Source organism: Sphingomonas sp. S-NIH.Pt3_0716 (assembly GCF_003950715.1).
GTDB lineage: Bacteria > Pseudomonadota > Alphaproteobacteria > Sphingomonadales > Sphingomonadaceae > Sphingobium > Sphingobium yanoikuyae_A.
Genome location: NZ_QLJK01000017.1, coordinates 25,912 through 51,764 on the forward strand (window position 1 = coordinate 25,912; position 25,853 = coordinate 51,764).

General features: G+C 66.6%; 22 protein-coding genes. 11 read left to right on the forward strand and 11 right to left on the reverse strand.

The window, feature by feature from the left end:
• Positions 1 to 8: 8 nt before the first annotated feature.
• Together BRX37_RS14800 and BRX37_RS14805 are read right to left on the reverse strand one after the other, a co-directional pair.
• A complete protein-coding gene (locus BRX37_RS14800) occupies positions 9 to 1,382 on the reverse strand; it encodes a glutamate--cysteine ligase (RefSeq protein WP_010337529.1) in 1,374 nt (457 codons plus the stop codon).
• A gap of 101 nt (positions 1,383 to 1,483) precedes the next feature.
• Complete coding sequence (locus tag BRX37_RS14805) at positions 1,484 to 2,230, reverse strand: 16S rRNA (uracil(1498)-N(3))-methyltransferase (protein WP_097384964.1); 747 nt, start codon at positions 2,228 to 2,230, stop codon at positions 1,484 to 1,486.
• Positions 2,231 to 2,325: 95 nt separating this feature from the next.
• Between BRX37_RS14805 and ubiA the strand changes: the two genes are divergently transcribed.
• Together ubiA and BRX37_RS14815 are read left to right on the forward strand one after the other, a co-directional pair.
• Complete coding sequence (gene ubiA / locus BRX37_RS14810) at positions 2,326 to 3,234, forward strand: 4-hydroxybenzoate octaprenyltransferase (RefSeq protein WP_010337527.1); 909 nt, start codon at positions 2,326 to 2,328, stop codon at positions 3,232 to 3,234.
• Complete coding sequence (locus tag BRX37_RS14815) at positions 3,231 to 4,697, forward strand: phospholipase D-like domain-containing protein (protein WP_125987910.1); 1,467 nt, start codon at positions 3,231 to 3,233, stop codon at positions 4,695 to 4,697. Before ubiA ends, BRX37_RS14815 begins: the two co-directional genes overlap by 4 nt.
• Here the strand turns inward: BRX37_RS14815 and BRX37_RS14820 are convergent.
• The 5 genes from BRX37_RS14820 to BRX37_RS14840 all read right to left on the reverse strand — a co-directional run bounded on the left by BRX37_RS14820 (position 4,694) and on the right by BRX37_RS14840 (position 11,438).
• On the reverse strand, positions 4,694 to 5,809 hold the full coding sequence (locus tag BRX37_RS14820; protein ID WP_063976664.1) for a pyridoxal phosphate-dependent aminotransferase: 1,116 nt from the start codon (positions 5,807 to 5,809) through the stop codon (positions 4,694 to 4,696). The genes BRX37_RS14815 and BRX37_RS14820 overlap by 4 nt on opposite strands.
• 76 nt (positions 5,810 to 5,885) lie before the next feature.
• Positions 5,886 to 9,329, reverse strand: coding sequence for a chromosome segregation protein SMC (gene smc / locus BRX37_RS14825; RefSeq protein WP_125987912.1), 3,444 nt, complete (start codon positions 9,327 to 9,329; stop codon positions 5,886 to 5,888).
• Between the two features lie 77 nt (positions 9,330 to 9,406).
• Positions 9,407 to 10,141 carry a thioredoxin domain-containing protein gene (locus BRX37_RS14830; protein WP_010337523.1) on the reverse strand — a complete coding sequence of 245 codons (735 nt, stop codon included), beginning with the start codon at positions 10,139 to 10,141 and terminating at the stop codon, positions 9,407 to 9,409.
• Positions 10,142 to 10,185: 44 nt separating this feature from the next.
• Positions 10,186 to 10,854 carry a DsbA family protein gene (locus BRX37_RS14835; RefSeq protein ID WP_010337522.1) on the reverse strand — a complete coding sequence of 223 codons (669 nt, stop codon included), beginning with the start codon at positions 10,852 to 10,854 and terminating at the stop codon, positions 10,186 to 10,188.
• Positions 10,855 to 10,895: 41 nt separating this feature from the next.
• On the reverse strand, positions 10,896 to 11,438 hold the full coding sequence (locus tag BRX37_RS14840) for a DUF721 domain-containing protein (RefSeq protein WP_004209300.1): 543 nt from the start codon (positions 11,436 to 11,438) through the stop codon (positions 10,896 to 10,898).
• A 26-nt stretch (positions 11,439 to 11,464) separates the two neighbouring features.
• Between BRX37_RS14840 and BRX37_RS14845 the strand changes: the two genes are divergently transcribed.
• The 4 genes from BRX37_RS14845 to BRX37_RS14860 are packed head-to-tail and all read left to right on the forward strand — an operon-like array spanning position 11,465 to position 15,612.
• Complete coding sequence (locus tag BRX37_RS14845; protein ID WP_010337521.1) at positions 11,465 to 12,535, forward strand: A/G-specific adenine glycosylase; 1,071 nt, start codon at positions 11,465 to 11,467, stop codon at positions 12,533 to 12,535.
• Positions 12,522 to 13,442: an NAD(+) diphosphatase gene (nudC, locus tag BRX37_RS14850; protein WP_125987914.1), complete on the forward strand. Its 921-nt coding sequence runs from the start codon at positions 12,522 to 12,524 to the stop codon at positions 13,440 to 13,442. Before BRX37_RS14845 ends, nudC begins: the two co-directional genes overlap by 14 nt.
• 39 nt (positions 13,443 to 13,481) lie before the next feature.
• The gene (locus BRX37_RS14855; RefSeq protein WP_010337519.1) at positions 13,482 to 14,828 is read left to right on the forward strand and encodes a TldD/PmbA family protein; all 1,347 of its coding nucleotides are present in this window, start codon (positions 13,482 to 13,484) and stop codon (positions 14,826 to 14,828) included.
• Complete coding sequence (locus BRX37_RS14860; RefSeq protein WP_037519327.1) at positions 14,815 to 15,612, forward strand: 3'(2'),5'-bisphosphate nucleotidase CysQ; 798 nt, start codon at positions 14,815 to 14,817, stop codon at positions 15,610 to 15,612. Before BRX37_RS14855 ends, BRX37_RS14860 begins: the two co-directional genes overlap by 14 nt.
• Here the strand turns inward: BRX37_RS14860 and BRX37_RS14865 are convergent, their stop codons facing one another.
• On the reverse strand, positions 15,613 to 16,254 hold the full coding sequence (locus BRX37_RS14865) for a GDSL-type esterase/lipase family protein (protein WP_234781563.1): 642 nt from the start codon (positions 16,252 to 16,254) through the stop codon (positions 15,613 to 15,615).
• A 207-nt stretch (positions 16,255 to 16,461) separates the two neighbouring features.
• Between BRX37_RS14865 and BRX37_RS14870 the strand changes: the two genes are divergently transcribed.
• Positions 16,462 to 17,418 carry an acyltransferase family protein gene (locus BRX37_RS14870; protein WP_125987916.1) on the forward strand — a complete coding sequence of 319 codons (957 nt, stop codon included), beginning with the start codon at positions 16,462 to 16,464 and terminating at the stop codon, positions 17,416 to 17,418.
• On the opposite strand, the gene BRX37_RS14875 is transcribed toward BRX37_RS14870, so the two are convergent.
• Positions 17,415 to 17,978 carry a hypothetical protein gene (locus BRX37_RS14875; protein WP_063976668.1) on the reverse strand — a complete coding sequence of 188 codons (564 nt, stop codon included), beginning with the start codon at positions 17,976 to 17,978 and terminating at the stop codon, positions 17,415 to 17,417. The genes BRX37_RS14870 and BRX37_RS14875 overlap by 4 nt on opposite strands.
• A gap of 98 nt (positions 17,979 to 18,076) precedes the next feature.
• On the reverse strand, positions 18,077 to 19,354 hold the full coding sequence (purD, locus tag BRX37_RS14880) for a phosphoribosylamine--glycine ligase (protein ID WP_125987918.1): 1,278 nt from the start codon (positions 19,352 to 19,354) through the stop codon (positions 18,077 to 18,079).
• 7 nt (positions 19,355 to 19,361) lie between these two features.
• Here purD and xseA point away from each other — a divergent pair, with 7 nt between their 5' ends.
• The 3 genes from xseA to BRX37_RS14895 are packed head-to-tail and all read left to right on the forward strand — an operon-like array spanning position 19,362 to position 21,942.
• Entirely contained in the window at positions 19,362 to 20,855 is a 1,494-nt protein-coding gene (gene xseA, locus BRX37_RS14885; RefSeq protein ID WP_063976669.1) for an exodeoxyribonuclease VII large subunit, read from the forward strand.
• A 23-nt stretch (positions 20,856 to 20,878) separates the two neighbouring features.
• Positions 20,879 to 21,091 carry a DUF2093 domain-containing protein gene (locus BRX37_RS14890; protein ID WP_037508030.1) on the forward strand — a complete coding sequence of 71 codons (213 nt, stop codon included), beginning with the start codon at positions 20,879 to 20,881 and terminating at the stop codon, positions 21,089 to 21,091.
• Positions 21,088 to 21,942, forward strand: a complete 855-nt coding sequence (locus BRX37_RS14895) for a M23 family metallopeptidase (protein ID WP_125987920.1) — start codon at positions 21,088 to 21,090, stop codon at positions 21,940 to 21,942. Before BRX37_RS14890 ends, BRX37_RS14895 begins: the two co-directional genes overlap by 4 nt.
• Before the next feature lie 3 nt (positions 21,943 to 21,945).
• Here BRX37_RS14895 and BRX37_RS14900 read toward each other — a convergent pair whose 3' ends face one another.
• Positions 21,946 to 22,488: a hypothetical protein gene (locus tag BRX37_RS14900; protein ID WP_063976670.1), complete on the reverse strand. Its 543-nt coding sequence runs from the start codon at positions 22,486 to 22,488 to the stop codon at positions 21,946 to 21,948.
• Between the two features lie 393 nt (positions 22,489 to 22,881).
• On the opposite strand from BRX37_RS14900, the gene BRX37_RS14905 reads away from it, so the two are divergent.
• Positions 22,882 to 25,827, forward strand: a complete 2,946-nt coding sequence (locus tag BRX37_RS14905; protein WP_063976671.1) for a TonB-dependent receptor domain-containing protein — start codon at positions 22,882 to 22,884, stop codon at positions 25,825 to 25,827.
• The last annotated feature ends 26 nt before the right edge of the window (positions 25,828 to 25,853 follow it).

Sequence of the window (25,853 nt, forward strand, 5' to 3'; positions counted from 1 at the left end):
GTATAAGATCAGAAGCTTTCCTCGGCATAGACGCGGCTGACATCGCCGCCCCATTCGCCATGATAGCGGTCGAGCAGCCGTTCGGCCGGGGTCTTGCCGGTGGCGATCACTTCATCGAGCGCCGACAGATAGCCGGTCTCATTGTCGCCTGCAGCGTTGAACCGCTGACGCGCGGCCAGGCCTGAGCGGGCGATATCCAGCACCTGCGGCGCGATGTCGCGCAGCGTGCGCCCGCCCGACACCGGCGCGTCGAGGCCCAGCTTCGGCACGGAATCGCGCAGTATCTGCCGCTCCTCCATGCTCCAGTCCTTGACCAGATCCCAGGCCGCGTCGAGCGCACCCTGGTCATAGAGCAGGCCGACCCACAAAGCCGGCAGCGCGCAGATGCGATTCCACGGCCCGCCATCGGACCCGCGCATTTCCAGGAAGCTCTTGAGGCGCACTTCGGGGAAGGCGGTGGAGAGGTGATCCTCCCAATCCTTCTCGGTCGGCTTCTCGCCCGGCAGCACGGACAGCTTGCCGTCCAGGAAGTCGCGGAACGAAAGCCCTGCCGCATCGATATATTTGCCGTCGCGGTAGACGAAATACATCGGCACATCGAGCGCATAGTCGGCATAGCGCTCATAACCAAAGCCATCCTCGAACACGAAGGGCAGCATGCCGGTGCGCTGCGGGTCGGTGTCCGACCAGATATGGCTGCGATAGGACAGGAAGCCGTTGGGCTTGCCCTCGGTGAAGGGCGAATTGGCGAACAGCGCGGTGCCCAGCGGCTGCAGCGCCAGCGAGACGCGGAACTTCTGCACCATGTCCGCCTCGCTGCCATAGTCGAGGTTGGTCTGGATGGTGCAGGTGCGCAGCATCATGTCCAGGCCCATCGATCCCACGCGCGGCATGTGCCGCAGCATGATGTCGTACCGGCCCTTGGGCATGATCGGCAGTTCGGCGCGGGTCTTGTCCGGCCACATGCCCAGGCCCAGGAAGCCCAGCCCCAGCATGTCGCCGACATATTTCACCTGTTCCAGATGGCGGCCGGTCTCGGCGCAGGTCTGGTGCAGATTGTCGAGCGGCGCACCGCTCAGTTCCAGCTGGCCCGCCGGTTCCAGGCTGATCGTGCCGTCGGCGCCGGACAAAGCGATGATATTCTCGCCCTCGAACACCGGGCTCCAGCCATAGCGGGTCAGGCCGATCAGCAGCGTGTGGATGCCGCCCTTTTCCTCATAGGCCGGGGCGTGATGGTCCTTCGTCGAATAGACGAATTTCTCGTGTTCGGTGCCGATCCGCCAGCGATCCTTGGGCTTGGCGCCCTTGGCAAAGGCCGCGATAAGCTGGTCGCGGCTTTCGATGACGGGATCATGTCCGCCCGAGTCTGTTCTGGTGCTCATGCCCCGCCCTTAGTCTTTCCCCTTTGCGCGTCAAATCGAGGCGCGAATGCGACAGATAAGGCAGGCCTATGTCCGCTTCAATTGGTTGCGGAAGAAAACCATTAGCCCCAGTCGCCATTCACCGTCATCCAGGCCGCCGTCGCGGCGATCGCGGCTGTCTCCGCGCGCAGGATTCGCGGGCCCAGCGACACAGGAACGGCACCCGGCGTCGCCCGGATCGCCTCGCGCTCGGCCGGATCGAATCCGCCCTCCGGCCCGACCAGGAAGGCCGCCGGGCCGGGATGGGCGCGCAAGGTTTCGTCCAGCGATGCGCCACCAGTCTCGTCGGCGAAGAACAGATGTCGCTCCGCCGACCAGCCCTTCAGCAGCGCGTCGAGCTTTACCATTTCGGTCAATTCCGGCAGGGCGGTACGCCCGCATTGTTCGGCCGCCTCGACCAGATGGGCGTGCAGCCGGTCGAGATTGAGCTTGTCGACCACTGCCCGCCGGGTCAGCACCGGCTGCAATCGCGCCACGCCCAGCTCGCACGCCTTTTCCGCGATCAGGTCGATCCGGCCCTTCTTGATCGGCGCGCAGCACAGCCAGAAATCGGGCACCACCTCCGGCGGCTTGGTCTGGGCCACACATTCCAGCACCAGGTCGCGCTTGCGGATATCCCGCGCCCGCGCCGCCCATTCGCCCGACTTGCCGTCGAACAGCAGCACGATATCGTCCGGCTTCACCCGCATCACGCTGATGAGGTAATGGGCGCCGTTGCCGTCCACCGGCACGGCGACCCCTTCGCCCAGCAGCGTTTCGACATGCAGGCGCGGGGCGCTCTGCGGCGGCCAGGCGGGGGTAGCGGTCATTTTGTCTCGTCCATTCCGGCCGCGCTTGTCGTCGGCCCGATCTTCCCTAAAGAGGAAAGCGCGTTCCCGACAAGCGCGGGACGAACGGAGTTGCAGTGAATCAGTCGATCGTCCCCGACAGCGAAGCGCGCGGCCTGCTCGCGCGCTTGCCGGAAACCCCGCGAATCCTGGCCTCGCTGGCCCGACTCGACCGGCCGATCGGCTGGTGGCTGCTATTCTGGCCTGGCGCCTGGGCGGTGGCACTGGCGGGCGGTGCCTTTGTCCGCTGGCCGCTGATCCTCTGGCTGCTGCTCGGCAGCATCGCGATGCGCGGCGCGGGCTGCGTCTTCAACGACATCGTCGATCGCGATCTCGATGCGCGGGTCGCGCGCACCGCCGCCCGCCCGCTCGCCAGCGGCGCGATGTCGGTCAAGACCGCTTGGGCCTGGCTGCTCGCGCTCTGCCTGATCGGCCTGATCGTGCTGTTCCAGCTCAGCGGCTATGCCCAGGTCGTGGCGCTCGGCTCGCTGGCACTGGTTGCCGCCTATCCCTTCATGAAGCGGATCACCGGCTGGCCGCAGGTCTGGCTCGGCATCGTCTTTTCCTGGGCGGCGCTGGTCGGCTGGAGCGAGATTGCCGGCGCGCTGACCCTGCCGGGCCTGTGCCTCTATGCCGGCTGCATCTTCTGGGTGCTGGGCTATGACACCATCTATGCGTTGCAGGACCGGGAGGATGACGCGCTGATCGGCATCGGCTCCAGCGCCCTGTCGATGGGCCGTCATGTCCGGGGCGGGGTGACGCTCTGCTATCTCGTCGCGCTTGCGCTCTGGGCCAGTGCCATCTGGCAGGTCCGGCCGCAGCTGCTGGCGCTGGTCGCGCTGGCGCCGATGGCCGCCCATCTGCTCTGGCAGGTCGGCACGCTGAAGGAAGACGGCACCGATCCGCTCGTCAAATTCCGATCCAACCGTTTTGCAGGATTGCTGATGTTCCTTGCCTGTCTGGTCGTCGGGAGTGCCGGCGCATGAGCATGACCGGTCTGCCCACCCCCGGCGAGGATTGCTGGCGCATCGAACAGGCGGTGCGCGCCAGCGTGATCGTCGATGCCGACGCCTATTTCCGGCATGCCCGCGCCGCGATGCTGAAGGCGAAGAAGCGGATCATGCTGATCGGCTGGGATTTCGACGCTGCGATCAGCCTGATCCGCGAGGACCAGGCCGATGATGGCGCGCCGGTGGTGATCGGCGATTTCATCAGCTGGCTGGTGGAACGCACGCCGGACCTGGAAATCTATCTGCTGCGCTGGGACATGGGCGCGATGAAGTCGATGGTCCGGCCGACCAACCTCTTCACCACGCTTAAATGGATGGCCCATCCGCGCGTCACGGTGAAGCTGGACGGCCATCATCCGCCCGCCGCCTCGCATCATCAGAAGATCGTGGTGATCGACGATTGCTTCGCCTTTTGCGGCGGCATCGACATGACCGGCGACCGCTGGGACACGCGCCATCATCGCGACGAGGATCCGGCCCGCCGCCATCCCGACGGTTCGCCTTATGGCCCCTGGCATGATGCGACCACCGCCTTGCAGGGGCCGGTGGCGATGGCGCTGGGCGACCATGCCCGCGCCCGTTGGGTCGGCGCCGGCGGTGATGAACTGGCCCCGGTCGAGGGCGAATATGATTGCTGGCCCGATGCGCTGCCGGTCCATTTCGAGCATGTCGACGTCGCCATTGCCCGCTCCGCGCCGAAGATGGACGATCAGGACGAACTGATCGAGATCGAGAAGCTCTATCTCCACCAGATCGCGGCCGCCCGGCACTGCATCTATGCCGGAAGCCAATATTTCGCCTCGCGTCGCATTGCCGAGGCGATCGCCAAGCGGCTGGGTGATCCCGATGGACCGGACATCGTCATCATCAACCCGCTCCAGGCCGATGGCTGGCTGGAACAGCAGGCGATGGACACCGCCCGCGCCCGCCTGTTCGAGGCGCTCAAGGAACGCGACCCGCATGGCAAGCTGCGCATCTACCACCCGTTCACCACGCGCGGCGCCCCCATCTATGTCCATGCCAAGATATTGATCGTCGATGATCGGCTGATCCGCGTCGGATCGTCCAACATGAACAACCGTTCGATGCGGCTCGACACCGAATGCGACGTGGTGATCGACACCGCGCTACCGGGCAATGACGGCCGGCAGGAGGCGATCTTGGCCATTCGCGACGACCTGATCGCCGAACATCTCGATTTGCCGCGCGAGCGTGTGTCGGCGGTGATCGCCCAGCGCGGCCTGATCGCCGCGATCGAGGAATTGCGCACCAAGCCAGGTCGCACCCTGCGCCCCTATGAGGTGCCGGACCTCCCCGAAGTCCAGGCCTGGCTCGCCGACAATGAGGTGCTTGATCCAGAAGGCCCGGACGAGATGTTCGAAGCGGTCAGCGAGCGCGGCCTGTTCCGCCGGATGAAGGGCTGGTTCGGCCGGAGCTAAACTATGGTGAGGGCAGTCGCGATCCGCTCCACCGCGATCGCGAAGCCTTCGGCCTGCTGCGCGAAGCCCAGCCGGATATGCGCCGGTTGGCCGAAACAGTCGCCCGGTGCCAGCAGCACGCCCTGCGCCGCCAGCGCCTCGCACAGCGGCCGGCTGTCGCGCCCGCCGCGCCCGCCGCCCAGCCAGGGGAAGGCGGTGGTGCCACCCTGTGGCCGCACCCATTGCAGCTTGCCGTCGGCCTCGTCGATCAGCCGGTCGAGGACAGCGATGTTGACAGTGGCAACGGCCTTCAACCGATCGGTAATGGCCGCGCTGTGCCGTAGCGCATGGGTCGCCAGCCGCTCCAGCAGCGGCGAACTGCTGATCGTGAAGTAACTGCGCGCGTCGATGATCCGGGCGCGCTGTGCGTCGTCGGGCGCGATGATCCACCCCATCCGCAGCCCCGGTAGCGACAGCGCCTTCGACATGTCGCTGGTGACATAGACATTGGGGATGCCTGCGGCCGATTGCTGCGGCGCGCCGAAATAGAGCGGATGGTAGACCTCGTCGACCAGCAGCGGCACGCCGCGCTCGGCCAGCGCGGCCGCCAACCGTGCGATCTGCGCGCGCGGCATCACCGATCCGCTGGGATTGTGCGGCGTGTTGACCACGACGCCGGCGGTGTCGCCATCGACCAGCGCCAGGATCGCATCCACATCCTGCGCAAAGCCGGTTTCGCGGGTCAGCGCATAGTGCCGCGTCCCCAGTCCCCAGGCCTGCGCCACCGCCTTATAGGCCGGATAGCCGGGATCCGGTATCAGCATATGCGCGCCCGGTCGCGCCGCGAGGCAGAAGAAGATCGACAAGGCCTCCGACGATCCGGTGGTGACCACCACCCTGTCAGCTTCGCTGTCATGAAAGGCGGCGATCGCCGCGCGCAAGGCCGCGCTCCCCTCTGGCGGGGCATAGCTCAGCACGGTGTCGTCGATCGCCAGCGGCGCGTCGCTCAGCGCGCAAATCTCCGCCACGCTCCAGCGCGGCCCGGTGCTCGACGCCAGATTATAGGCGATCGGCGGCGTCGCGAAATCATAGGCCGACAGCCAATGGTCGAGGGCAAAGGGCGGCAGGTCCATGGCACAACTCCGTGATCAGGCCGCCAGCTTCGCCAGCCGACGCGCGGCGGCAAGGACCGGTTGCGCGGCGCTGGCCCTATTGCGCCGCCAGCAGCGCCTCGGCGCCGTGCAGGTTGACCGACACCAGCCGGCTGACGCCGCGCTCGACCATGGTGACGCCGAACAGGCGGTGCATGCGCGCCATCGACACCGCATTATGGGTGACGATCAGGTAGCGGGTCCGGGTCTGCGCGACCATTGCGTCGAGCAGGTCGCAGAAACGCTCGACATTGGCATCGTCCAGCGGCGCGTCGACTTCGTCCAGCACGCAGATCGGCGCCGGATTGGTGAGGAATAGGCCGAAGATCAGCGCCACCGCAGTCAGCGCCTGCTCGCCGCCCGACAACAAGGTCAGCGCCGCCAGCTTCTTGCCCGGCGGCTGGGCCATGATCTCCAGCCCCGCCTCCAGCGGATCGTCGCTGTCGATCAGTTCCAGATGGGCCTGGCCGCCATTGAACAGGGTGGTGAAGAGCCGGCGGAAATGGCCGTCCACCGCCTCGAACGCGGCGAGCAGCCGCTGCCGCCCCTCGCGGTTGAGGCTGCCGATCGATCCGCGCAGCTGGTTGATCGCCTGGGTCAGTTCCGCGCTTTCGGCCCGGCTGGTCGCCTGGATCGTCTCCAGCTCCTCCAACTCCTGCGCCGCGACCAGATTGACCGGGCCGATCCGCTCCCGCTCGGCCGAGAGGCGATCATGTTCGGCCTGCTCGCTCTGGGCGATGCGGATGTCGGCGCTGGGAAAGCCCAGTTTCTCCGGCAGCACCGGCGGCGGGCATTCGAACCGTTCGCCCGACAGGCGATTGGTCTCGATCCGCCGCTCGTCCGCCGCCTCTGCCCGCGCCACCGCCGTCGCCCGCGCCTCACGCGCACCGGCCAGCGCCTCGCCGGCATCGGCCGCACGCTTTTCGGCCGCCTTCAGCGTCGCCTCGGCTTCGATCTCGGCGCGGCGGGCCTGTTCGGCGCGTTCGACCTGCGCCTCGCGCTCCTCGGTCAGCGTGGCGATGCTGGTGCCCAGTGCCTCGGGCTGGCCCTCGATCGCGGCACGCTCCTGCACCACCGTCTCGCCGCGTGATGCCATGGCGGCGATGCGCTTGGCCGCTTCGCCCGCGCGCGTGTTCCATCCCTTGGCCTCGGCATCGGCCGCCGCCATGCGCTCGCGATCGCTCGACAGCGCCCGGTCGGCCAGCGCCTGGTCGGCCTGCAATTGGCTGACGGCCATGCGCGCCTTCTCGCTCGCCTGCGACAGCGCCGCCACCTGCGCCCGCGTCTCGGCGCCATCGGGCAGGGCGGCCCGCGCGGCCGACGCCTTGTCATGTTCGGCCTGCACCGCCCCCTGGTCGCGCCGGGCCTCGGCCAGCCGTTCCTCGATCGCCTCGCGCTTGCCGCTCAACCGCTCCAGCGCGCCCGCCGCCTCGTCCGCCGCGCGCAGGGCTGCCCGCAGCCGCTGGTCCGCATCGCCCAGCTTGGTGCGCCCGGCCGCCAGCGCTTCCACCGCCGCCTTCTCGCGCGCACCAGCCTCGGCCTGTTCCGCTTGCGCCGCGTCGACCGCCTGCGCCGCTGCCGGACGCGTAGCATCGATCGCCTCCAGCCGGTTGATGCGGATCAGTCGTTCGGCGGCCGCCGCGCCGCCCTCGACCGCGACATAGCCGTCCCAGCGCCGCAACTGTCCGTCCAAAGTCACCAGCCGCTGGCCGACCTGCAGCGCTTGGCCCTTGTCGCTTTCGACCAGCGCCACCTGCGCCAGCCGCCGGGCCAGCGCCTCGGGCGCGGTCACATGCGCGGCCAGCGGGCTGGCGCCGTCGGGCAAGCCGGGATCATCCTTCAACGCTTCAGCACCCGCCCAGCGACGCGGCCCTTCCGCCCCGATCGGTGCTTCCAGATCATCGCCCAGCGCTGCCGCCAGCGCCCGCTCATAACCCGGTGCCGCCTTCAACTGGTCGAGCGCCCGCGCCCGACCGCTGCCGCTGGCATCGATGGCCTTGCGCAGCGCCGTCGCCTCGCTGTCCAACGCCGCCAGCGCGGCCCGCGCCGATGCCAGCGCGGCCTCCGCGCTCGCCCGCGCCTCGCTTGCCACCTGCCGCTCCGTCTCGGCCGTCGCGATCGCTGCCTCCGCCGCCTCGCGATCGGCATTGGCGCGGACCTGCGCCGCTGCCGCCTCGTCGCGCTTCGCTTCCAGCGGCGCGGCATCGGGCAAGGCCGCCGCCTCCCCCTCCAGCCGCCGCATCGCCTGCTCCGCCCGGCCCAGCCGGTCGCGCGCCGCCGCCAGTGCCGCCTCCGCGACGCGCAGCTCGGCCTGCTCGCCCGCCTGCTTGGCCATCGCCTTGGCGAGGTCCAGCTCGGCATCGCGCGCGCCATCCTCGGCGCGGGCGATACGCGCGGCGAAATCGGGGCGCATCGCCTCGGTCTCGGCAATCCGGCCCTTCAGGCTCGCGACCTCGGCCGTCAGCCGCGCAATCGCTTCGGCCGCGTCATTGGCCAGCGTGCCCTCGCGCTCGCGATCCTCGTCCAGCCGCGCCGCCTGCTGCGCCAGGTCATGCAGCCGCCGGACGACCCCGTCGCGCTCTGCCTTCAGCGTGTTGAGCTGGTGGCCGGATTCGCTGGCGGCATCGCGCGTCGCCAATGCCTCGGCCCGCCGCTCGGCCAGCGCGGTCACCGCGGCACCGCTATGAGCATTGGCTGCCGTCAGCGCCTCCTGCGCCGCGCCCACCGTCGCCTCGGCCAGCTTCGCCTCGGCCCGCGCCGCTTCGGCACTGGCATTGGCCTCGCGCCAGCGGGCGAAGATCACACGACCCTCGGCAATGCGGATCTGTTCGGACAGGCGAATATAGCGCTCCGCCGCGCGCGCCTGGCGCCGCAAATTGCCGGCGCGACTGTCCATGTCGGCCAATATCTCGTCCAGCCGGGCCAGATTGCCCTCGGCGGCGCGCAATTTCTGCTCGGCATCCTTGCGCCGGACATGCAGGCCGGCGATCCCTGCGGCCTCTTCCAGCATGGCGCGCCGTTCCTGTGGCCGGGCGGCGATAACGGCGGCGATCCGCCCCTGGCTGACCAGCGCCGGGCTGTGCGCACCGGTGGCGGCATCGGCGAAGATCAGCGCCACATCCTTGGCGCGCACATCCTTGCCATTGGCGCGATAGGCGCTGCCCGCGCCGCGCTCGATCCGGCGCGTGACTTCCAGCTCGCCGTCCGCGCCGACATCGACCGCGTTGAACAGCTCGCCCTGTTCCTGGATGGTCAGCAGCGATACTTCGGCAAAGTCGCGCTGCGGCCGGCTGGTGGTGCCGGCGAAGATCACATCCTCCATGCCGCCGCCGCGCATGGACTTGGCGCTGGATTCGCCCATCACCCAGCGGATCGCTTCCAAGAGGTTGGACTTGCCGCAGCCATTGGGGCCGACAATGCCGGTCAGGCCCGGCTCGATGCGCAATTCGGTCGCATCGACGAAGCTCTTGAAGCCCGAAAGCTTGAGCCGCTTTATCTGCATGGGGAAACGCCGGGGCAGGGTGCCGCCCCGGTCTCCTTGGGCCTCAGGCCTTCAGATGTCGCCCCCCCTTGCGCCAATCAGATACCCGCTTCCTTGAGCTTGTTCTTCAGCACCGGCCAGGACGAGGCATTCTCGACCACCACGCCGTTCATCAGGAAGGTCGGCGTGCCGGAGATGTTGTATTGGGCATTGGCCGCCTCGACGCCCTTGGCCAGCTTCTCGGCGGTCGCCGTGTCGGCCAGGCACTGCTTGGCCTGATCCTCGGCAATGCCGCGCTGCTTGGCATAGTCAATGAGGCCCAGCGCGTTGGCCAGCTGGCCGAAACGCTGCGCCGGCGGCGCCGACACCATCGCCTGATAGGGGGCGTCGCCCAGACCCTGCGCCTTTTCGAACATCGCGCTCTGGTTGGCGAAGAACTGTTCCGACAGCGGATAGTAGATGTCCTTGCCGCCGCAACGGGCCAGCAGCGCCGTCGTGATGTCGATCGGGTCGCGGACATAGACGCGGAATTCGTAGCTGATCTTGCCGCTATCGACCATCGCCTTCAGTTCTTCCGACGATTCATGGGCGAAGTCGCGGCAGTGGCTGCAGGTGAAGGAGCCATATTCGACCAGCTTCAGCTTGGCATTGGGATTGCCCATCACGAAATTGCCCTCGGGCGTTTCGGCGACGGTTTCCGACCAGCTGGTGCCGGCGGGCGCGGCCACGGCGGCGATCGGCGCGGCGGAGGTTGCATTGCCCTCATCCTTCTTGCCGCAACCGGCAAGCGTCAGGGACAGGGCGATAAGGGCAAGGCCGGACAGGACTTTCACGACGGGCGACGCTCCGAATTATGGATAGTTGGGGACGGTTTAGATCAGCGGGCGGCTGCGGGCAATGCGGCCTTGAGCAACTCCCAGGTCGATCCCTGGACCAGCGTGCCGTTGACGACGAAGCCGGGCGTGCCGGTGATCTTGACCTTGTTCCACGCCTCGTCGGTCATCGCCAGGATCGCCTTTTCCGAAGCCGGGTCGGCGATGCAGGCGTCGAGCTGCGCATTGGTGAAGCCGCGCTTGTTCATCAGCGTATAGAGGCCGGTCTTCTGGCCGATGTCGCGCAACGCCGCCTTCTGCTCGGTCGGCTTGGCCGCGCCTTTGTCGTACGCCATGATCTGCTCCATCCAGGCATCCTGGTTGGCGAACAGCGCCTCATGATTGCCCATGAAGCGCTTGGCGCCGCCGCAACGGGCCAGCAGCGCGGCGGTCAGGTCATATTTGTCGCGCACCGCGTTGCGCACTTCGGCGCTGACCTTGCCACCCTTCACATAATCGGCCTTCAGCGATGCACTCGCGTCATTCACGAAATGGGCGCAGTGGCTGCAGGTATAGCTCACATATTCGACCAGCTTGGTCGGCGCGGCGGGGTTGCCCATGACATGGCCGCCGATCGGCGAACGCACCACCTGCGCGACCCAGTTGGGCGCGGCGGCGACGGCGATGGCGGGAACGGCGATCAGGGCAAGCAGGGAAAGGCGGAACTTGGTCATGGGGCAGTCCTAAGGCATCGCCCCGGACGGGGCGGGTTGCATCAACCGATCTTGGGCAGGCCATTCGAATTCGCAAGCCCCTGTGCCAGCGATTCGAGGACTTTGCGCAATTCCGGATCACCGATGTCGCGCAGGGAATCCCCCAGCTCGACCGGAATGGGTTTGAGGTTGCGGGGCGGCGGGCGCCGCTCGACCGGCGCGGGGCCGACCATGCCCTGCTTCATCGCCACCTTGGCGACGGCGGCGTAGCCGAAGAAGCGGTTCACCCGCTCGATGATGTCGGGCAGCGCATGCTGGATCATCGGCGCATGACCGCTCATCACCGTCAGTTGCAGCGTGCCGCCCGATTTCTGGCCGACCGGGAAGCGGATCGATTCGGGCGCGGTGATCGCGGCATAGTCGGCGCCGACGATATCGTTCCAGCGGGTGACGATGCTCGACTGGACGAAACCGAACTTGCGGAATGCGGTACGGCCGATTTCCGGCATCAGGTCGGCGATCGCGCGCGGCGCACCCGTGCGGGGGCGCTCGGCCGGCGGCGCGGCGCGGCTCGTCTTTTTCGCGGTCGGGGGGCGTTCCGTCATGGCGCGCTACATGGCATAGGGCCGCCATGCGCGTCGAGATGTCGGGTTCAAAAATCGCACGGGATCTGCTGGCCCATTATGACGTCCATGCCCGGCGCCTGCCCTGGCGCGCGCCGCCGGGCGCCAATGCGGCCGATCCCTATCATGTCTGGCTGTCCGAAGTGATGCTGCAACAGACCACGGTTGCGGCGGTCGGCCCTTATTTCGAGAAATTCACGGTCCGCTGGCCGACGGTGGAGGATCTGGCCGCCAGCGCCGACGCCGACCTGATGGCCGCCTGGGCGGGGCTGGGCTATTATGCCCGTGCCCGCAACTTGCTCGCCTGCGCCCGCGCCGTGGTGGCCGACCATGGCGGCCGCTTCCCCGACACCGAAGATGCATTGCGCGCCTTGCCGGGCCTGGGCGCCTATACCGCCGCGGCCGTCGCCGCGATTGCCTTTGGCCGCCGCGCCGTGGTGGTCGACGCCAATGTCGAGCGGGTGGTCGCCCGTTTGTTCGCCATAGCGACACCGCTGCCCGCGGCCCGGCCGGACATCCGCGCCGCCGCCGACAGCATCACGCCGGACCTGCGCGCCGGCGATTTTGCCCAGGCGATGATGGACCTGGGCGCCACCATTTGCACCGCGCGCAACCCCGCCTGCGGCATCTGCCCGCTGCGTCAGGATTGTGCGGCGGTGCGCACTGCCGATCCCGCTGCCTTCCCGGTCAAGGCGCCGAAAAAGGCCAAGCCCCATCGCCTCGGCCATGCCTGGTGGATCGAACGCAGCGATGGCCAGGTCTGGCTGGTGCGGCGCCCTGACAAGGGATTGCTGGGCGGCATGCGCGCGCTGCCCAGTTCCGACTGGAACGCCGCGCCCGACGTCACGCCGCCCTTCGCCGCGCAGTGGCGGACGATCGATCCGCCGGTCGCCCATGTCTTCACCCATTTCTCGCTGGCGCTCAGCGTCCACACTACCCATGTGGGGCTGGACCATGTGCCTGACGGTGCAGGGGAATGGTGGCCGCGCGACCGGATCGGCGAGGCAGGGTTGCCCACCCTTTTTGTGCGGGCGGCCGATGCGGCGATGAAGGAGTTGACGGACGATGCACGGAACTGACCCCCAAGCGCACGGCCTGCCCGGTTTCGTCGGCGGCGCGCTCGACCGGGTCGACCATATCCGCAGCAATCCCGCGCTCCATGCGCAGGCCTTTGCCTCGCCCAATGCCCGGCTGCTGATCCTCGAAGGGCTGGAGCCGGTGACGGACGATCATGGGCTGGCCCTCTCCCCGCTCGGTCCCGATGCCCGGATCGAGGAGCATGCACTGCTCGGCGTCGATCTGCAGGATCGGCCGATCTTCGTCCATCTGGTCGAGACGCTGGAACAGGGCCCCAATGCGACGCCGCGGTCGCGTGGCCTCGCCGATCTCGTCTCCGCGTCCGACGTTGCGCTCTACGGCACCGCGCGCAGCCTCGTCTTCTGGCATGCCCGGCATCGCTTCTGCTCGGTCTGCGGTGGGCCGACCCATGCGCACAAGGCCGGCTGGGCGCGGCGCTGCGAATCCTGTTCTTCCGAACATTTCCCGCGCGTCGATCCCGTTTCGATCATGCTCGCCGAGCATGAGGGACGGGTGCTGCTCGGCCGCCAGCATAGCTGGCCGCCCGGCCGCTATTCCGCGCTCGCCGGCTTCATCGAGCCGGGCGAGACGGTCGAGGAAGCGGTCGCGCGCGAACTGAAGGAGGAAGCCGGCATCACGGTCCATTCGGTCCGCTATGTGATGAGCCAGCCCTGGCCCTTCCCGTCCTCGCTGATGATCGCCTGCGTCGCCCAGTGTGACGATCCCGCGCTGACCCTGGACGAGACCGAGATCGAACATGCCTTCTGGTGCGATGCCGATGGCGTCGCCGCGGCGCTGGCGGGCGATCCCGACGCGCCTTTCCTGGCGCCGCCGCGCATGGCGGTCGCCTGGCATCTGCTCGACCATTGGCTGCGCGGCGCGGTTGCCCCGTCCGACGCAAGGGCGTAAGGCCCGGCTTCGTCTTCACTACAGGATCGACCTCCCCTTATGCTCAGCCTCGAAGAAGCCCAGTCGCGCGCGCAGGATCTGGTGACGGCGGCGCGCAAGGCGGGGGCGGACGCGGCCGACGCCATCTACGCGTGCAACGCCTCGACCACGGTAGCGGTGCGGCTCGGCGCGCTGGAGGATGTCGAACGGTCCGAGGGCGAGGAGATCGGGCTGCGCGTCTTCATCGGCCAGCGTTCGGCCAGCATTTCCGCGTCGGACATGAATCCGGCGACGCTGGCCACCCTGATCGATCGCAGCATCGCCATGGCGCGCGAAGCGCCGGAAGATCCCTATGCCGGCCTGGCGCCGGAGGATCGGCTGCTCAGGAAGCGCGCGCCGTCGCTCGACCTGGTCGATGACGAGGAACCCGAACCCGCCGCGCTGCGCGAACGCGCGCTGATCGCGGAAGAAGCGGCGCGCAGCATTCCCGGCATCACCAACAGCGAAGGCGGCGGCGCCGCCAGCGGCCGCAGCCAGGTCGCGCTCGCCACCAGCCATGGCTTCGCCGGCGCCTATGCCGCGACCAACCATTCGACCTGGGCCAGCGTGCTCGCGGGCAGCGGCGCCGACATGCAGCGCGACCATGCCAGCCATGCCAGCCGCCATCTCAAGGATCTGGACGATGCCGAAGCGGTCGGCATGCGCGCCGGCCAGCGCGCGGTCGCCCGGCTCAATCCCGGCAAGGTCGACAGCGGCGTCATGCCGGTCATCTTCGATCCGCGCATCGGCTCCAGCCTGGTCGGTCATCTGATCGGCGGCATGGTCGGCCCGGCGATCGCACGCCGCTCCAGCTTCCTGCTGGACTCGCTGGGCGAAACATTGTTCGACAGCAAGATCACGATCATCGACGATCCGCTGCTGCCGCGCGGCCTGCGCTCGCGCCCGTTCGACGGCGAAGGGCTGCCGGTCGAGCGCCGCGCGCTGATCGAGGATGGCGTGCTGACCGGCTGGCTGATGGACAGCGCCTCGGCCCGCCAGCTTGGCTTGGAACCCACCGGCCATGCCAGCCGGGGCGGCGCCGGTGCGCCGGGCGCGGGCATCACCAATGTCCATATGGAAGCGGGCAGCCTGTCGGTCGGCGAACTGATGGCCGATGTCAAGCGCGGCATCTATGTCACCGAACTGATCGGCATGGGCGTCAATGGCGTCACCGGCGACTATAGCCGCGGCGCTGCCGGCTTCCTGATCGAAAATGGCGCGGTCGGCCCGGCCGTGTCGGAAATCACCATCGCCGGCAATCTGAAGGACATGTTCCGCACCCTGGTGCCGGCCAATGACCTGATGTTCCGCTATGCCATGAACGTGCCGACCCTGCGCGTCGACGGGATGACAGTTGCCGGCGGCTGAACCCCTTTTGCCGGCCGTCGTTTCGGCGGTCACCGATGCGGCCGATCGCGCGCTGGCGCTATGGGCCGATGGGGAAACGCGCGTGCGCCAGTGGGAAAAAGTGCCCGGCCATCCGGTCTGCGAGGCGGACCTGGAAATCGACGTCATGCTGCGCGAACGGCTGGCGGCGATCGATCCGCAGGCCGGCTGGCTGTCGGAGGAGACGGCCGACACCGTGCATCGCCTGGGCGTATCGCGCGTCTGGGTGGTCGATCCGATCGATGGCACCCGCGACTATCTGCGCGGCCGGCCCGGCTGGGCGGTCTCGGTCGCCCTGGTAGAGGATGGCGCGGTCCGTCTGGGCATCCTGGCGGCACCCGCGCGCAAGGAATTGTGGATTGCGCAGGCAGGTCAGGGGGCGACCCGCAATGGCGTGCCGCTCCATGCCGGCAATCGCACCATGCTGCCCGGCGCCCGCGTCCCCGCCGACCAGCTGCCGCGCGCCGACCGCGATCTCGTTACTGTAGACAAGCCCAACAGCATCGCGCTGCGCATGGCGATGGTCGCCGCCGACGAGGCCGATCTGGTTGCCACCGTACGCTGGGGCAATGAATGGGACGTCGCCGCCTCCGCCCTGATCGCGCAGGAGGCCGGCGCCATCGTCACCGATGCGCTGGGCGATCCGCTTGCGTTCAACCGGCCCCAGCCGGTCGCCTTCGGCCTGCTCTGCGCGGCGCCGGGCATCCATGCCGCCGCCGCCGCACGCCTTGCGCCGCGTGCGAAGGAGATATTGGGCAAGGCCTGATCAGCCAGCGCAGGCCTTCACCGTCTTCTCCGGCAGAATGTCTTTCAGCCGGGCCCGCACCACATCGGCCCAGATGCGATAGCCGGCCGCGTTCATATGCACCTTGTCGGGCTGATAATTGTCGCCCAGCTTGCCGTCCTTCAGCAGCGGCGTGGTGATGTCGGCATAATGGACATTCTGCATGTGCGGGATCAGCCGCCGGGTCGCATCATTATAGATCTTCTGCTGCGGAAAGATCGCCCAGCGCCCCGGACTGGGCTTCATCGATAATATGATGACCGGCACGTCGCCCAGCATGTCGCTGCGCATCTCCAGGAAGCGTGCCATATCGTGGAAGATCGGCCGCAGCTGTCGCCCGCCCGCCAGGTCATTCTCGCCGGCATAGAGGATGATCGCCGCCGGTTTTGGCGTTCCCGGCTCGATATTGGCGAAACGCGGCAATATCTCGTTGAAGGTGGCGCTGTTGATGCCGCGATTATGCGCGACCCAGGGCGCCATATCCTGTTCCAGGCTGGTCCAGCGCTTGATCGACGAACTGCCCACGAACCACAGGGCGCACGGCCCCTCGCGTCCCTGCCCAACGGGCAGGGTCTGGCTGGCATCGCGATAATGGGTGAAGGCGAACCAGCCCCCGACTATCACGCAAAAAATCGACAGGGCCAGCAGACGCTTGCCCAAAGCTGTATCCAGTCTCTGCAAGATGATGGCGACCCTCCTGCTAATAGCCGAAGTCTAAACGATATTTTCCTTAAGAAAAGATGGCTGCGGCAGAATGATGCCATTGCGGATTTTAAGGGCTTGGCAATATTGTGACGCTATCGTTTCGATGGCAAATTTTGCGAGCATATCGTGACCAAGAACCCGTCGATCGACCTGCTGAAAGGCTTGCTGATCCTGCTCGTCATGGGCGGGCACGCGATGGAATTGACGCATCAGCAGCATGTCCTGCTGTGGATCGGTTCGGGTTTCCGCATGCCGTTGATGATCGGTATTTCCGGCTATCTGCTCAACGTCACCCGCACCCGCTCCATGCCGACTGGCGAGATGTTCAGCCGCTATGGCCGGCGCATGCTGCTGCCCTGGGCGGTGGCGATGCTCGTCTACTGGCTCGCCAGCGGCGGCCTGCTCTCCTGGCAGACGCCGCTCGACCTGCTGCTGCGTCCGCCCTTCCATCTCTGGTATGTGCCGGCGCTGTTCCTGTTGATCCTGGCGACCCGGTTGCTGCCGCTTTCGCCGCTCTTGCTGCTGGCGATCGGCGCGCCCGTCAGCCTGGCGACCATGTACAGCTTCGGCCTTGACCATGGCGCGGTCGGCGGCAGCCTGTTGTCGCCCGACAGCCGTTTCCTGCGCTATCCGGTTTATTTCTTCTTCGGCATGCTGATGGCCGAACGGGGCATGCCCAAACGCTATCTATGGCCCGTGCTGCTGGTCGGGGCGCTGGGGCTGTTCTGGTGGTCGGATCTTTATGGCACCGGCAATGCGCTTGCCTTCGTGCCCGCCCGCCTGCTCATGTGTCTCGCGCTGATCGCGCTGCTGCCCAGCATCTCGGCGGTGCGCCTGCATTTCGGCCCGATCAACCGGATCGGGCGCGAAAGCCTGTTCTTCTATCTCTGGCATCCGCTGGTGATGGGGCTGGTGGCGATGCTCGACCCGCATGGCGCCGTCATTCTCGCTGGTGCGGTGCTGCTGCTCTACATCGCCAGCGCGCTTGCGGGGCAGGGGCGATTGCCGCCCCTGTTGCTGGGCGCGGTGCCGCAACGCAGGCCGGCTCCAGTTGCCATGCAACCGGAACCGGTCACGGTTTAGATCTTGCCATATTTCGCTTCGAAGCCGGCAATGTCACCGGCGGCGAGATATTTGGCCTGGTCGATCCACTGATCGCGGACCGGACGCCCCTTGAAATTGCCCAGCTTCGCGTCGATCGCGGCGATGTCGCTGTCGCTCCAGCCGGCGATCTGGGCATAGCGCGTCACGCCCAGCTCGGTCAGCAATGCGCCCAGCTTGGGACCAACGCCCTTCAGCTTCAGCAGGTCGTCGGCGTCATCGCTCGGTGCCGCGACGGCAGGCGATGCCGGGATCGGCGCGGGCGTCGGTTCGACCACAGGCGCAGGCGCTTGCTCGACCACCGGCTCCACCGCGACCGGCTTGGCGACCATGGGCTCGGCAACCGGCACCGGATCGGGCGTGGCCACCAACGGCGCGACGACAGGCTCGGCAATCGGTTCGGCGGCCACGGGCGGTGCCACCGGCGCGGGGTCTTCCACCGCAGCCGACTTGCCCTTGCCCGACAGCAGGAACACCAGGCCGATCACGACCAGCAGCGCGATCAGCAGCCACAGGCCATAGTCCATGAAGAATTCCTGCATCGCCCTTTGCCTCCCGGAATGGATATGTCGCCCTATTTAAGGACGCTTGGCGGCGCGGGACAAGGGGGACATGTCCCGATCCCGCGCCGGTTTGGCCCTTATTGCGCCTCGCGGGCGACCTCGCGCCAGCCAATGTCGCGGCGGCAGAAGCCGGTCGGGAAGTCGATCGCGTCGACCGCGGCATAGGCGGCGGCCTGCGCCGCGCCCACCGTATCGCCGGTCGCGGTGACGTTCAGCACGCGGCCGCCATTGGCGACGATCATGCCATCCTTCTCCGCCGTGCCGGCATGGAAAACGCGGGCACCCTGTGCTTCGGCTGCGTCGATCCCCTTGATCGCACCGCCCTTTTCCGGCGTGCCGGGATAGCCATTGGCGGCCATCACGATGGTCAGCGCGGTGCGATCCGCCAGCGCGACCGGCCCCTGCTCGGCCAGCCTGCCTTCGGCCACCGCCAGCAGCAATTCGACCAGATCGCCGTCGAAGCGCATCATCAGCACCTGGCATTCGGGGTCGCCGAACCGGGCATTATATTCGATCAGCTTGGGGCCTTCCTCAGTCAGCATCAACCCGGCATAGAGCACGCCCGAATAGGGCATGCCTTCGGCCGCCAGCGTCTCGACCGTCGGCTTGATGATCCGCTCGATCACCTGCGCCTCCAGTTCGGGGGTCAGCACGCGGGCCGGGCTGTAGGCGCCCATGCCGCCGGTATTGGGGCCGGTGTCGCCGTCGCCGACGCGCTTGTGGTCCTGGGCCGAACCGAAGGGCAGGATCGCGCGGCCGTCGGTCAGGGCAAAGAAGCTCGCCTCTTCGCCGGTCATGAACTCTTCCAGCACCACTTCCTCGCCGGCCTTGCCGAACGCGCCGGAGAACATGGTGTCGAGCGCGTCGAGCGCTTCCTGCCGGGTTTCGGCGATGATCACGCCCTTGCCCGCGGCCAGGCCATCGGCCTTGATCACCACCGGCAGGGTGAAATCGTCGAGCGCGGCGATCGCGCCATCCTTGCTGGTGACACGGATGTAGCCGGCGGTCGGGATGTTGGCGCGCTGGCACAGATCCTTGGTGAAGCCCTTGGACCCTTCCAGCTGCGCCGGCTTCTTGTCGGGGCCGAACACGGCGACGCCCATGGTGCGCAGATTGTCGGCCAGGCCGTCGACCAGAGGCGCTTCCGGCCCGATCACCACCAGCGAAATCGAATGGCGGGTGCAGAAATCCAGCATCGCGCGATGATCGGTCGCGTCGAGGTCGACCAGCGTGGCATGCTGGGCTATGCCGGGGTTGCCAGGCGCCGCATAGAGCGTCGAGAGGCGTGGCGATTGTGCCAGCTTCCACGCCAGCGCATGTTCGCGGCCGCCGCCGCCAAGCAGAAGGATGTTCATCTCGGCCATGTCCCCGGAATTTGATGCCTATGACAGTTCGGGCCGCCTGTTAGCCGAGGAAAGGGCGGGGGACAACGCGCCGCCGCTCAGTGTCAGCGAATTGTCGGCCCTGTTGAAGCGCACGGTGGAGGATCGCTTCGGCCATGTCCGCCTGCGCGGCGAGATTTCCGGCTTCAAGCGCGCGGCCTCGGGCCATCTCTATCTGGCGCTCAAGGACGATAATGCCGTGCTCGACGGGGTGATGTGGAAGGGCGGCGCGCAACGGCTCGCCTTCCAGCCGCAGGACGGGGTGGAGGTGATCGCCACCGGCAAGCTCACCACCTATCCGGGGCGCTCCAAATATCAGATCGTGATCGACCGGATGGAGTTGGCGGGCGAGGGCGCGCTGATGGCCCTGCTCGAAAAGCTCAAGGCGAAGCTCGCGGCCGAAGGGCTGTTCAACCGCGACCGCAAGCGCCGCTTGCCCTTCCTGCCGCGCACCATCGGCGTCGTTACCTCGCCCACCGGCGCGGTGATCCGCGACATTCTCCATCGCCTGGCCGATCGCTGCCCGACCCAGGTGCTGCTCTGGCCGGTGCTGGTCCAGGGGCAGGGTGCGGCCGAACAGATCGCCCGCGCCGTGCGCGGCTTTTCCGCCATGGACGGTAGCGGCCCGCTGCCCCGGCCCGATCTCGTCATCGTCGCGCGCGGTGGTGGCTCGATCGAGGATCTGTGGAGCTTCAACGAGGAAATCGTCGTCCGCGCGGTCGCCGAATGCTCGATCCCGACCATTTCGGCGGTCGGGCATGAAACCGACACGACCTTGTGCGACTATGCCGCCGACATGCGTGCGCCCACGCCGACGGCCGCCGCTGAAATGGCGGTGCCGGTCCGCGCCGAACTGCTGGCGATGCTGGGTGAAATGGGCCTGCGCTCGGGCCGGGCGGTGCGGCGCGGGGCGATGCAGGCACGCGAACGGCTGGATATGCAGGCGCGGCTGATGCCGACGCCCGACACGTTGCTCGCGCCGCAGCGGCAGCGGCTCGACCTGCTGTCCGACGGCCTCAACAGCGGCCTGCGCCACCGGCTGGCCGACGCCCGCGCCCATCTGGGCCAGGTCAGTGGCGCGCTGCGCCCGGCCTTGCTGCGCCAATATGTCAGCCGCGCGGCCGAGCGGGTCGACCGGTTGCGGTTGCGCCCCGACTATCTGACCCGCGTCTATCGCGACCGGGCGACCGCCTTCGATCGCCTCTCGCGCCTCTTCACCTCGGTCAATCCCGATCTGCCGTTGCAACGCGGCTTTGCTCGGGTGATGGCGGGCGATCGGCTGGTCCGTTCGGTGGTCGATGCACAGGCCGCGGGCCAGGTCAGCCTGCACTTCGCCGATGGCGCCGTGGCCGCCGCGATCGACACCGCCGCACCTCTTGAGCCGGCCCCCGCGCCCGCTATATCCGCCCCATCCCGTCCCGCGCGCAAGCCGCGCGACACCGTCGAAGGCGGCCAGCAGGATCTCTTCTCCTGATGCGCCGCAGAAAGGCCTGATTCATGTTGATGTCCAACCGCGACCGTCCGGCCCGGCTGCATTATATGCCTTACAGCTTTCGCGTGCTGCAGGCCGGCGACCATGTGCTGTGCGCCGTGTCCGGCCAGCGCATCCCGCTGGAGGATCTGCGCTACTGGTCGATCGCCCGGCAGGAGCCCTATGCCAGCGCCGCTTTGTCGGTCGAGGCGGAACTGAAGGCGCGCCCGGCCGGATGATCCGTCGCGCTGCTGTTTTGCTGGCGGTCGCTGCGCTGCCGCTTGCCCCGGCGATGCTGCGCGCGGCGCCGGCTGTGGTGGCTGGACCCGATTTCATCCTGTCCGGCGCGGCGATCCAGGGCGGCACTTTGCTCGGCACCGCGCCGGCCGGCACGGTCGCGCTCCATTTCGGCGACCAACTGGTGCCGGTCGATGCCGATGGCCGCTTCCTGATCGCCTTCGATCGCGATGCGCCGCCGCCGGCGAAGCTCAGCGCGCGCCTGTCGGATGGCCGGGTGATCGATCGCGCCCTGACCGTCGCACCGCGCGAATGGCGGTTGGAACGGATCAACGCGCCGCTGCGCCCGACGAAAAGCAGCGAGGCCTTCCTCGCCCTGCGCAAGCCCGAACTGGAACAGATCGCCGCTGCGCGCGACAAGCTGACGGACGCACAGGGCTGGCGCCAGATCTTCATCTGGCCGCGCCTCGGCCGGATTTCCGGCCTGTTCGGATCGCAGCGCATCTATCAGGGCCAGCCCGGCGCCTATCATGGCGGCGTGGACGTCGCCGGCGCCACCGGCGAGCCGGTAGTAGCGCCGGCGGACGGGGTGGTGATCCTGGCCGCCGATCACCCCTTCACGCTGGAGGGCAATCTGCTGATGATCGACCATGGCCATGGCCTCAACAGCGCCTTCCTGCATTTGTCGCGGATCGACGTGAAGCCCGGTGACCATGTGGCACAGGGGCAACGCATCGGCGCGATCGGCGCCACAGGCCGCGCCACCGGACCCCATCTTCACTGGGGCATGAAATGGAACGACGCGCGCATCGACCCGCTGCTGCTCGCCGGGCCGATGCCGCAGGCGCGATAGGGATCAGCCCACGCGTTTCATCCGCACGGCACGACCGCCTTCAACCTTCCCCATGAAGCTACCCATCGTCGCCCGGTGGATTTCGATCATCTGCCCGGCCTTGGGCTGGCGGCCAGTCGTGGCTTCGGTGGTCATCCACTGCGCGCCATCTTCCAGCGTGATCTGCCATGTTCCATTGCCTGCGCTTCGCACGGCAGCGATTTTTGCTTCAATCTGGTTGAATTCTTCAGCTTCCTTCTTGTCCTGGTTGTCGTTGTTTCCGGTCAGGAAGGGCAGCTTTGGAAGGGTGAAGCCGAACAGTGAACGCCGGGTTTTGTTGAGTTCGGTCTTGTCGAGTACCACAACCTCGTCACGTTCAGCGGCATGGTCCATTACGCCGACCTGTCGGTCATAACAGGCAAGACGTGCTGAATTGTCAGTGATTTCACGACATTTCAAAAGGTCGGTAAATATTTCGGCGCGTGGTTGCTGGCGCTGGGCGGCTTGCGCGCCGCTTATGGTCAGGCAGAGCGGCAGAGCCCCGATCATCACAAGATGTGCCTTCATATACTTGATTCTCCGTCCATCTCTCGCCATCTGACGGCACCATGCACCCTGCGGATTTACCGTCAATAGAGGGGGCGCCTCTTCCAAAATCAGGTCTGAAAATTACAAACTGGCAGCAGTTGGATTGCAGTTGCAGCATTGCTACGCACGTGCTGCCATGGTTGAAATTATCTTGCTTTGCAGCCGTAAAATTGCACATGTTTCGCCTTGTTGCATTTTTGATACAGGGCTGTTCAAAAGCGGCAATGTGCAATTTCGCGCGCTTTACAGCGGCTTTCGCACCGCGCAGGTTCCCGCAATCCATACGGGGGGATCGCTGTCGGGCACCATATCCCCTTGTAGGTGCACATGAAGGCAGGTGACTGCCCAACTCCAGAGCAAGGGACTGGAAACGTGAAGACATTTTCGAAGAGGGCACTGCTGCGTGCCAGCGCCGCTCCGGCGATCCTCGGTGCGTCGTTGTTCGCAACCGCCGCGTCGGCGCAGGACGCGCCTCAGACGGCTGAAGCTGCCGCGACTGACACGATCGTCGTGACCGGATCGCTGATCCGCAACCCGAACCTGACGTCGTCGTCGCCGGTTACGGCGGTTGGCGAAACCGAAATGCAACTGCGCCAGACGACCAACGCCGAAGCGCTGCTGCGTGATATTCCGGGTGTGGTTCCCAGCATCGGCCAGAACGTCAACAACGGCAACGGTGGTGCGGCTTATGTCAACCTGCGTGGCCTTGGCCGTAACCGCAACATCGTCCTGCTGGACGGTCAGCGCGTTACGCCGGCGGATTTCGGCGGTTCGTTCGACCTTAACAACATCCCGACCGCGCTCGTTTCGCGCGTCGACGTGCTGACCGGCGGTGCTTCGACCACCTATGGTGCGGACGCCGTTTCGGGTGTCGTCAACTTCATCACCCGTCGCGATTTCGCGGGCATGGACCTGAGCATCGGCGAGCAGATCACCGATCAGGGCGATGGCAACCGCTTCAACATGGACTTCACGGTCGGCGCGAATTTCGACGATGGTCGTGGTAACGCCGTTCTGTCCGTGGGCTATCAGGAAGCCGACCCGATCTATCAGGGCGATCGCGACATCTCGGTCTTCGGTATCTCGTCGACGACGGGCCGCGCTTCGGGTTCGTCCTTCACCTCGACGCCGACCGGCATTTCCTTCGCGACCGAAGATACCCAGGTCAGCCCGGACGGTCAGTCGCTCGTGCCCTTCTACCAGGGCTTCAACTTCAACCCGTACAATATCTTCGTGACGCCGTTCAAGCGCTTCAACATCTACGGTTCGACCCGCTACGAAGTGTCGGACAAGGTAGAAGTCTTCTCGCGCGCACTGTTCTCGAAGAACACTGTCGACACGATCATCGCGCCGTCGGGCATTTTCGGCACCTCGCTGACCATTCCGGGTAACAACCCCTATCTGCCGACCGCGATTCGTGACCGTATCTGTACGGAAGCGGGCATTGCACTGGGCGCTGCGTGCAACAACAATGCTGCTCTGCCGCTGCCGGCTGTTTATCGCCGTACCGTTGAAATCGGTCCGCGTATCAGCAGCTATGAAACCCAGATCTTCGACATCAACATCGGCACGCGCTATCACATCAACGATAGCTTGAGCCTCGAAGTCTATGGTTCGCATGGCGAAAGCCAGAACACCCAGACCCAGTCGGGCTATGTTCTGAACTCGCGCGTGCAGCAGGCTCTCAACGCCACCAGCACCACCGCGTGCACCAACACGGCCAATGGCTGCGTCCCGCTCAACCTGTTCGGTTCGATCACGCCTGATCAGGCTGCCTTCCTGAACGGTCAGAGCACCATCACCAACAAGGCCAGCCTGTCGCAGGCGCATGCCGTGTTGTCGGGCGACATGGGCTTCTCGTCGCCGCTGGCGTCGAACCCGGTTTCCTTCGCGGCCGGTGCGGAATATCGCAACTACACTGCCGAGCGTATCCCGGACAATCTCTCGCTCGTCCCGGGTGAACTCGGTGGCGCCGGCGGCGCTGTTCTGCCGCTGGACGGTGGCTTTGACGTCTACGAATTCTTCGGCGAAGTCATCGCGCCGCTGGTTTCGGATCGTCCGTTCGTTCAGGAACTGACCGTCGAAGGCGGCATCCGCTATTCGAAGTACAAGGTCGATACCGCTGGTAGCCCGCGCTTCAACGCGACCACCTACAAGTTTGGTGCGACCTGGGCGCCCGTGGATGATCTCAAGTTCCGCGGCAACTATCAGCGCGCCGTCCGCGCGCCGAACATCGGCGAACTGTTCGCACCGGTCGTTACCGGTCTGACCAGCCTTGCGACCGACCCGTGCGCCGGTGCTGCACCGACCACCAACGCGAACCTGCGCGCTGTCTGCCTTGCGCAGGGTGCTCCGGCCGCATCGATTGGTGCGATCCAGACCCCGAGCGCGGATCAGGCCAATGCGACCGGTGGTGGCAACCCGAACATCCGTCCGGAAACGGCGAAGACCTTCACCGTTGGTATGGTTCTGCAGCCGCGTAACTTCGTGAGCGGCCTGACCGTGTCGGTTGACTATTACAACATCAAGGTCAGCAACGCGATCACCGCAGCCACGCCGCTGGACATCATGGGCGCCTGCTTCGATAACATCACGGCAGCGTCGGCGACTTCGGAAGCCTGTACGTCGATCCGTCGTAACCCGGCAAATGGCCGTCTGAGCGGTACGTCGACTGCGACCAACCCGATCCTGGGTCTGCCGCAGCCGCTGACCAACAATGGTCGCCTGGCCACCGACGGTATCGATCTGTCGGTCAACTACCAGACCGATCTGAACTTCGCGCAGCTCGCTCTGAGCTTCAACGGTAACTGGACCAACAAGTCGACCTTCCGTGCATCGTCGACGTCCTACAACCGTGACTGCGTCGGCTACTTCAGCGTCAACTGTGCGTCGATCCAGCCGGAGTTCTCGTTCACGCAGCGTACCACCTTCACCTTCGGCAAGGTCGATCTGTCGCTCCTGTGGCGCTATATCGACAGCGTGAAGTATGAAGGTCAGGCTTCCGATTATGTTGCTCGCGGCTTCACCACGGCCAGCCGGAACCTGTTCAATGGCGAGATCACTGGCCCGAGCCCGCTGGCGGGTAAGAGCTACAACTTCAACAAGATCAGCGCCTATAACTACTTCGACCTGACCACGCGCTTCGGGATTACCGATAACCTTGATCTGACGATGTCGGCATTCAACATCTTCGACAAGAAGCCGCCGCTCGTCGGTTCGGCTGCCGGTACGACCACGTACAACAGCGGCAACACCTTCCCGTCGACCTACGACGCGGTTGGCCGTCGCTTCGCTGCGACCGCGCGTCTGAAGTTCTAAGGCACATCGCTAAAAAAAGAGGGGCG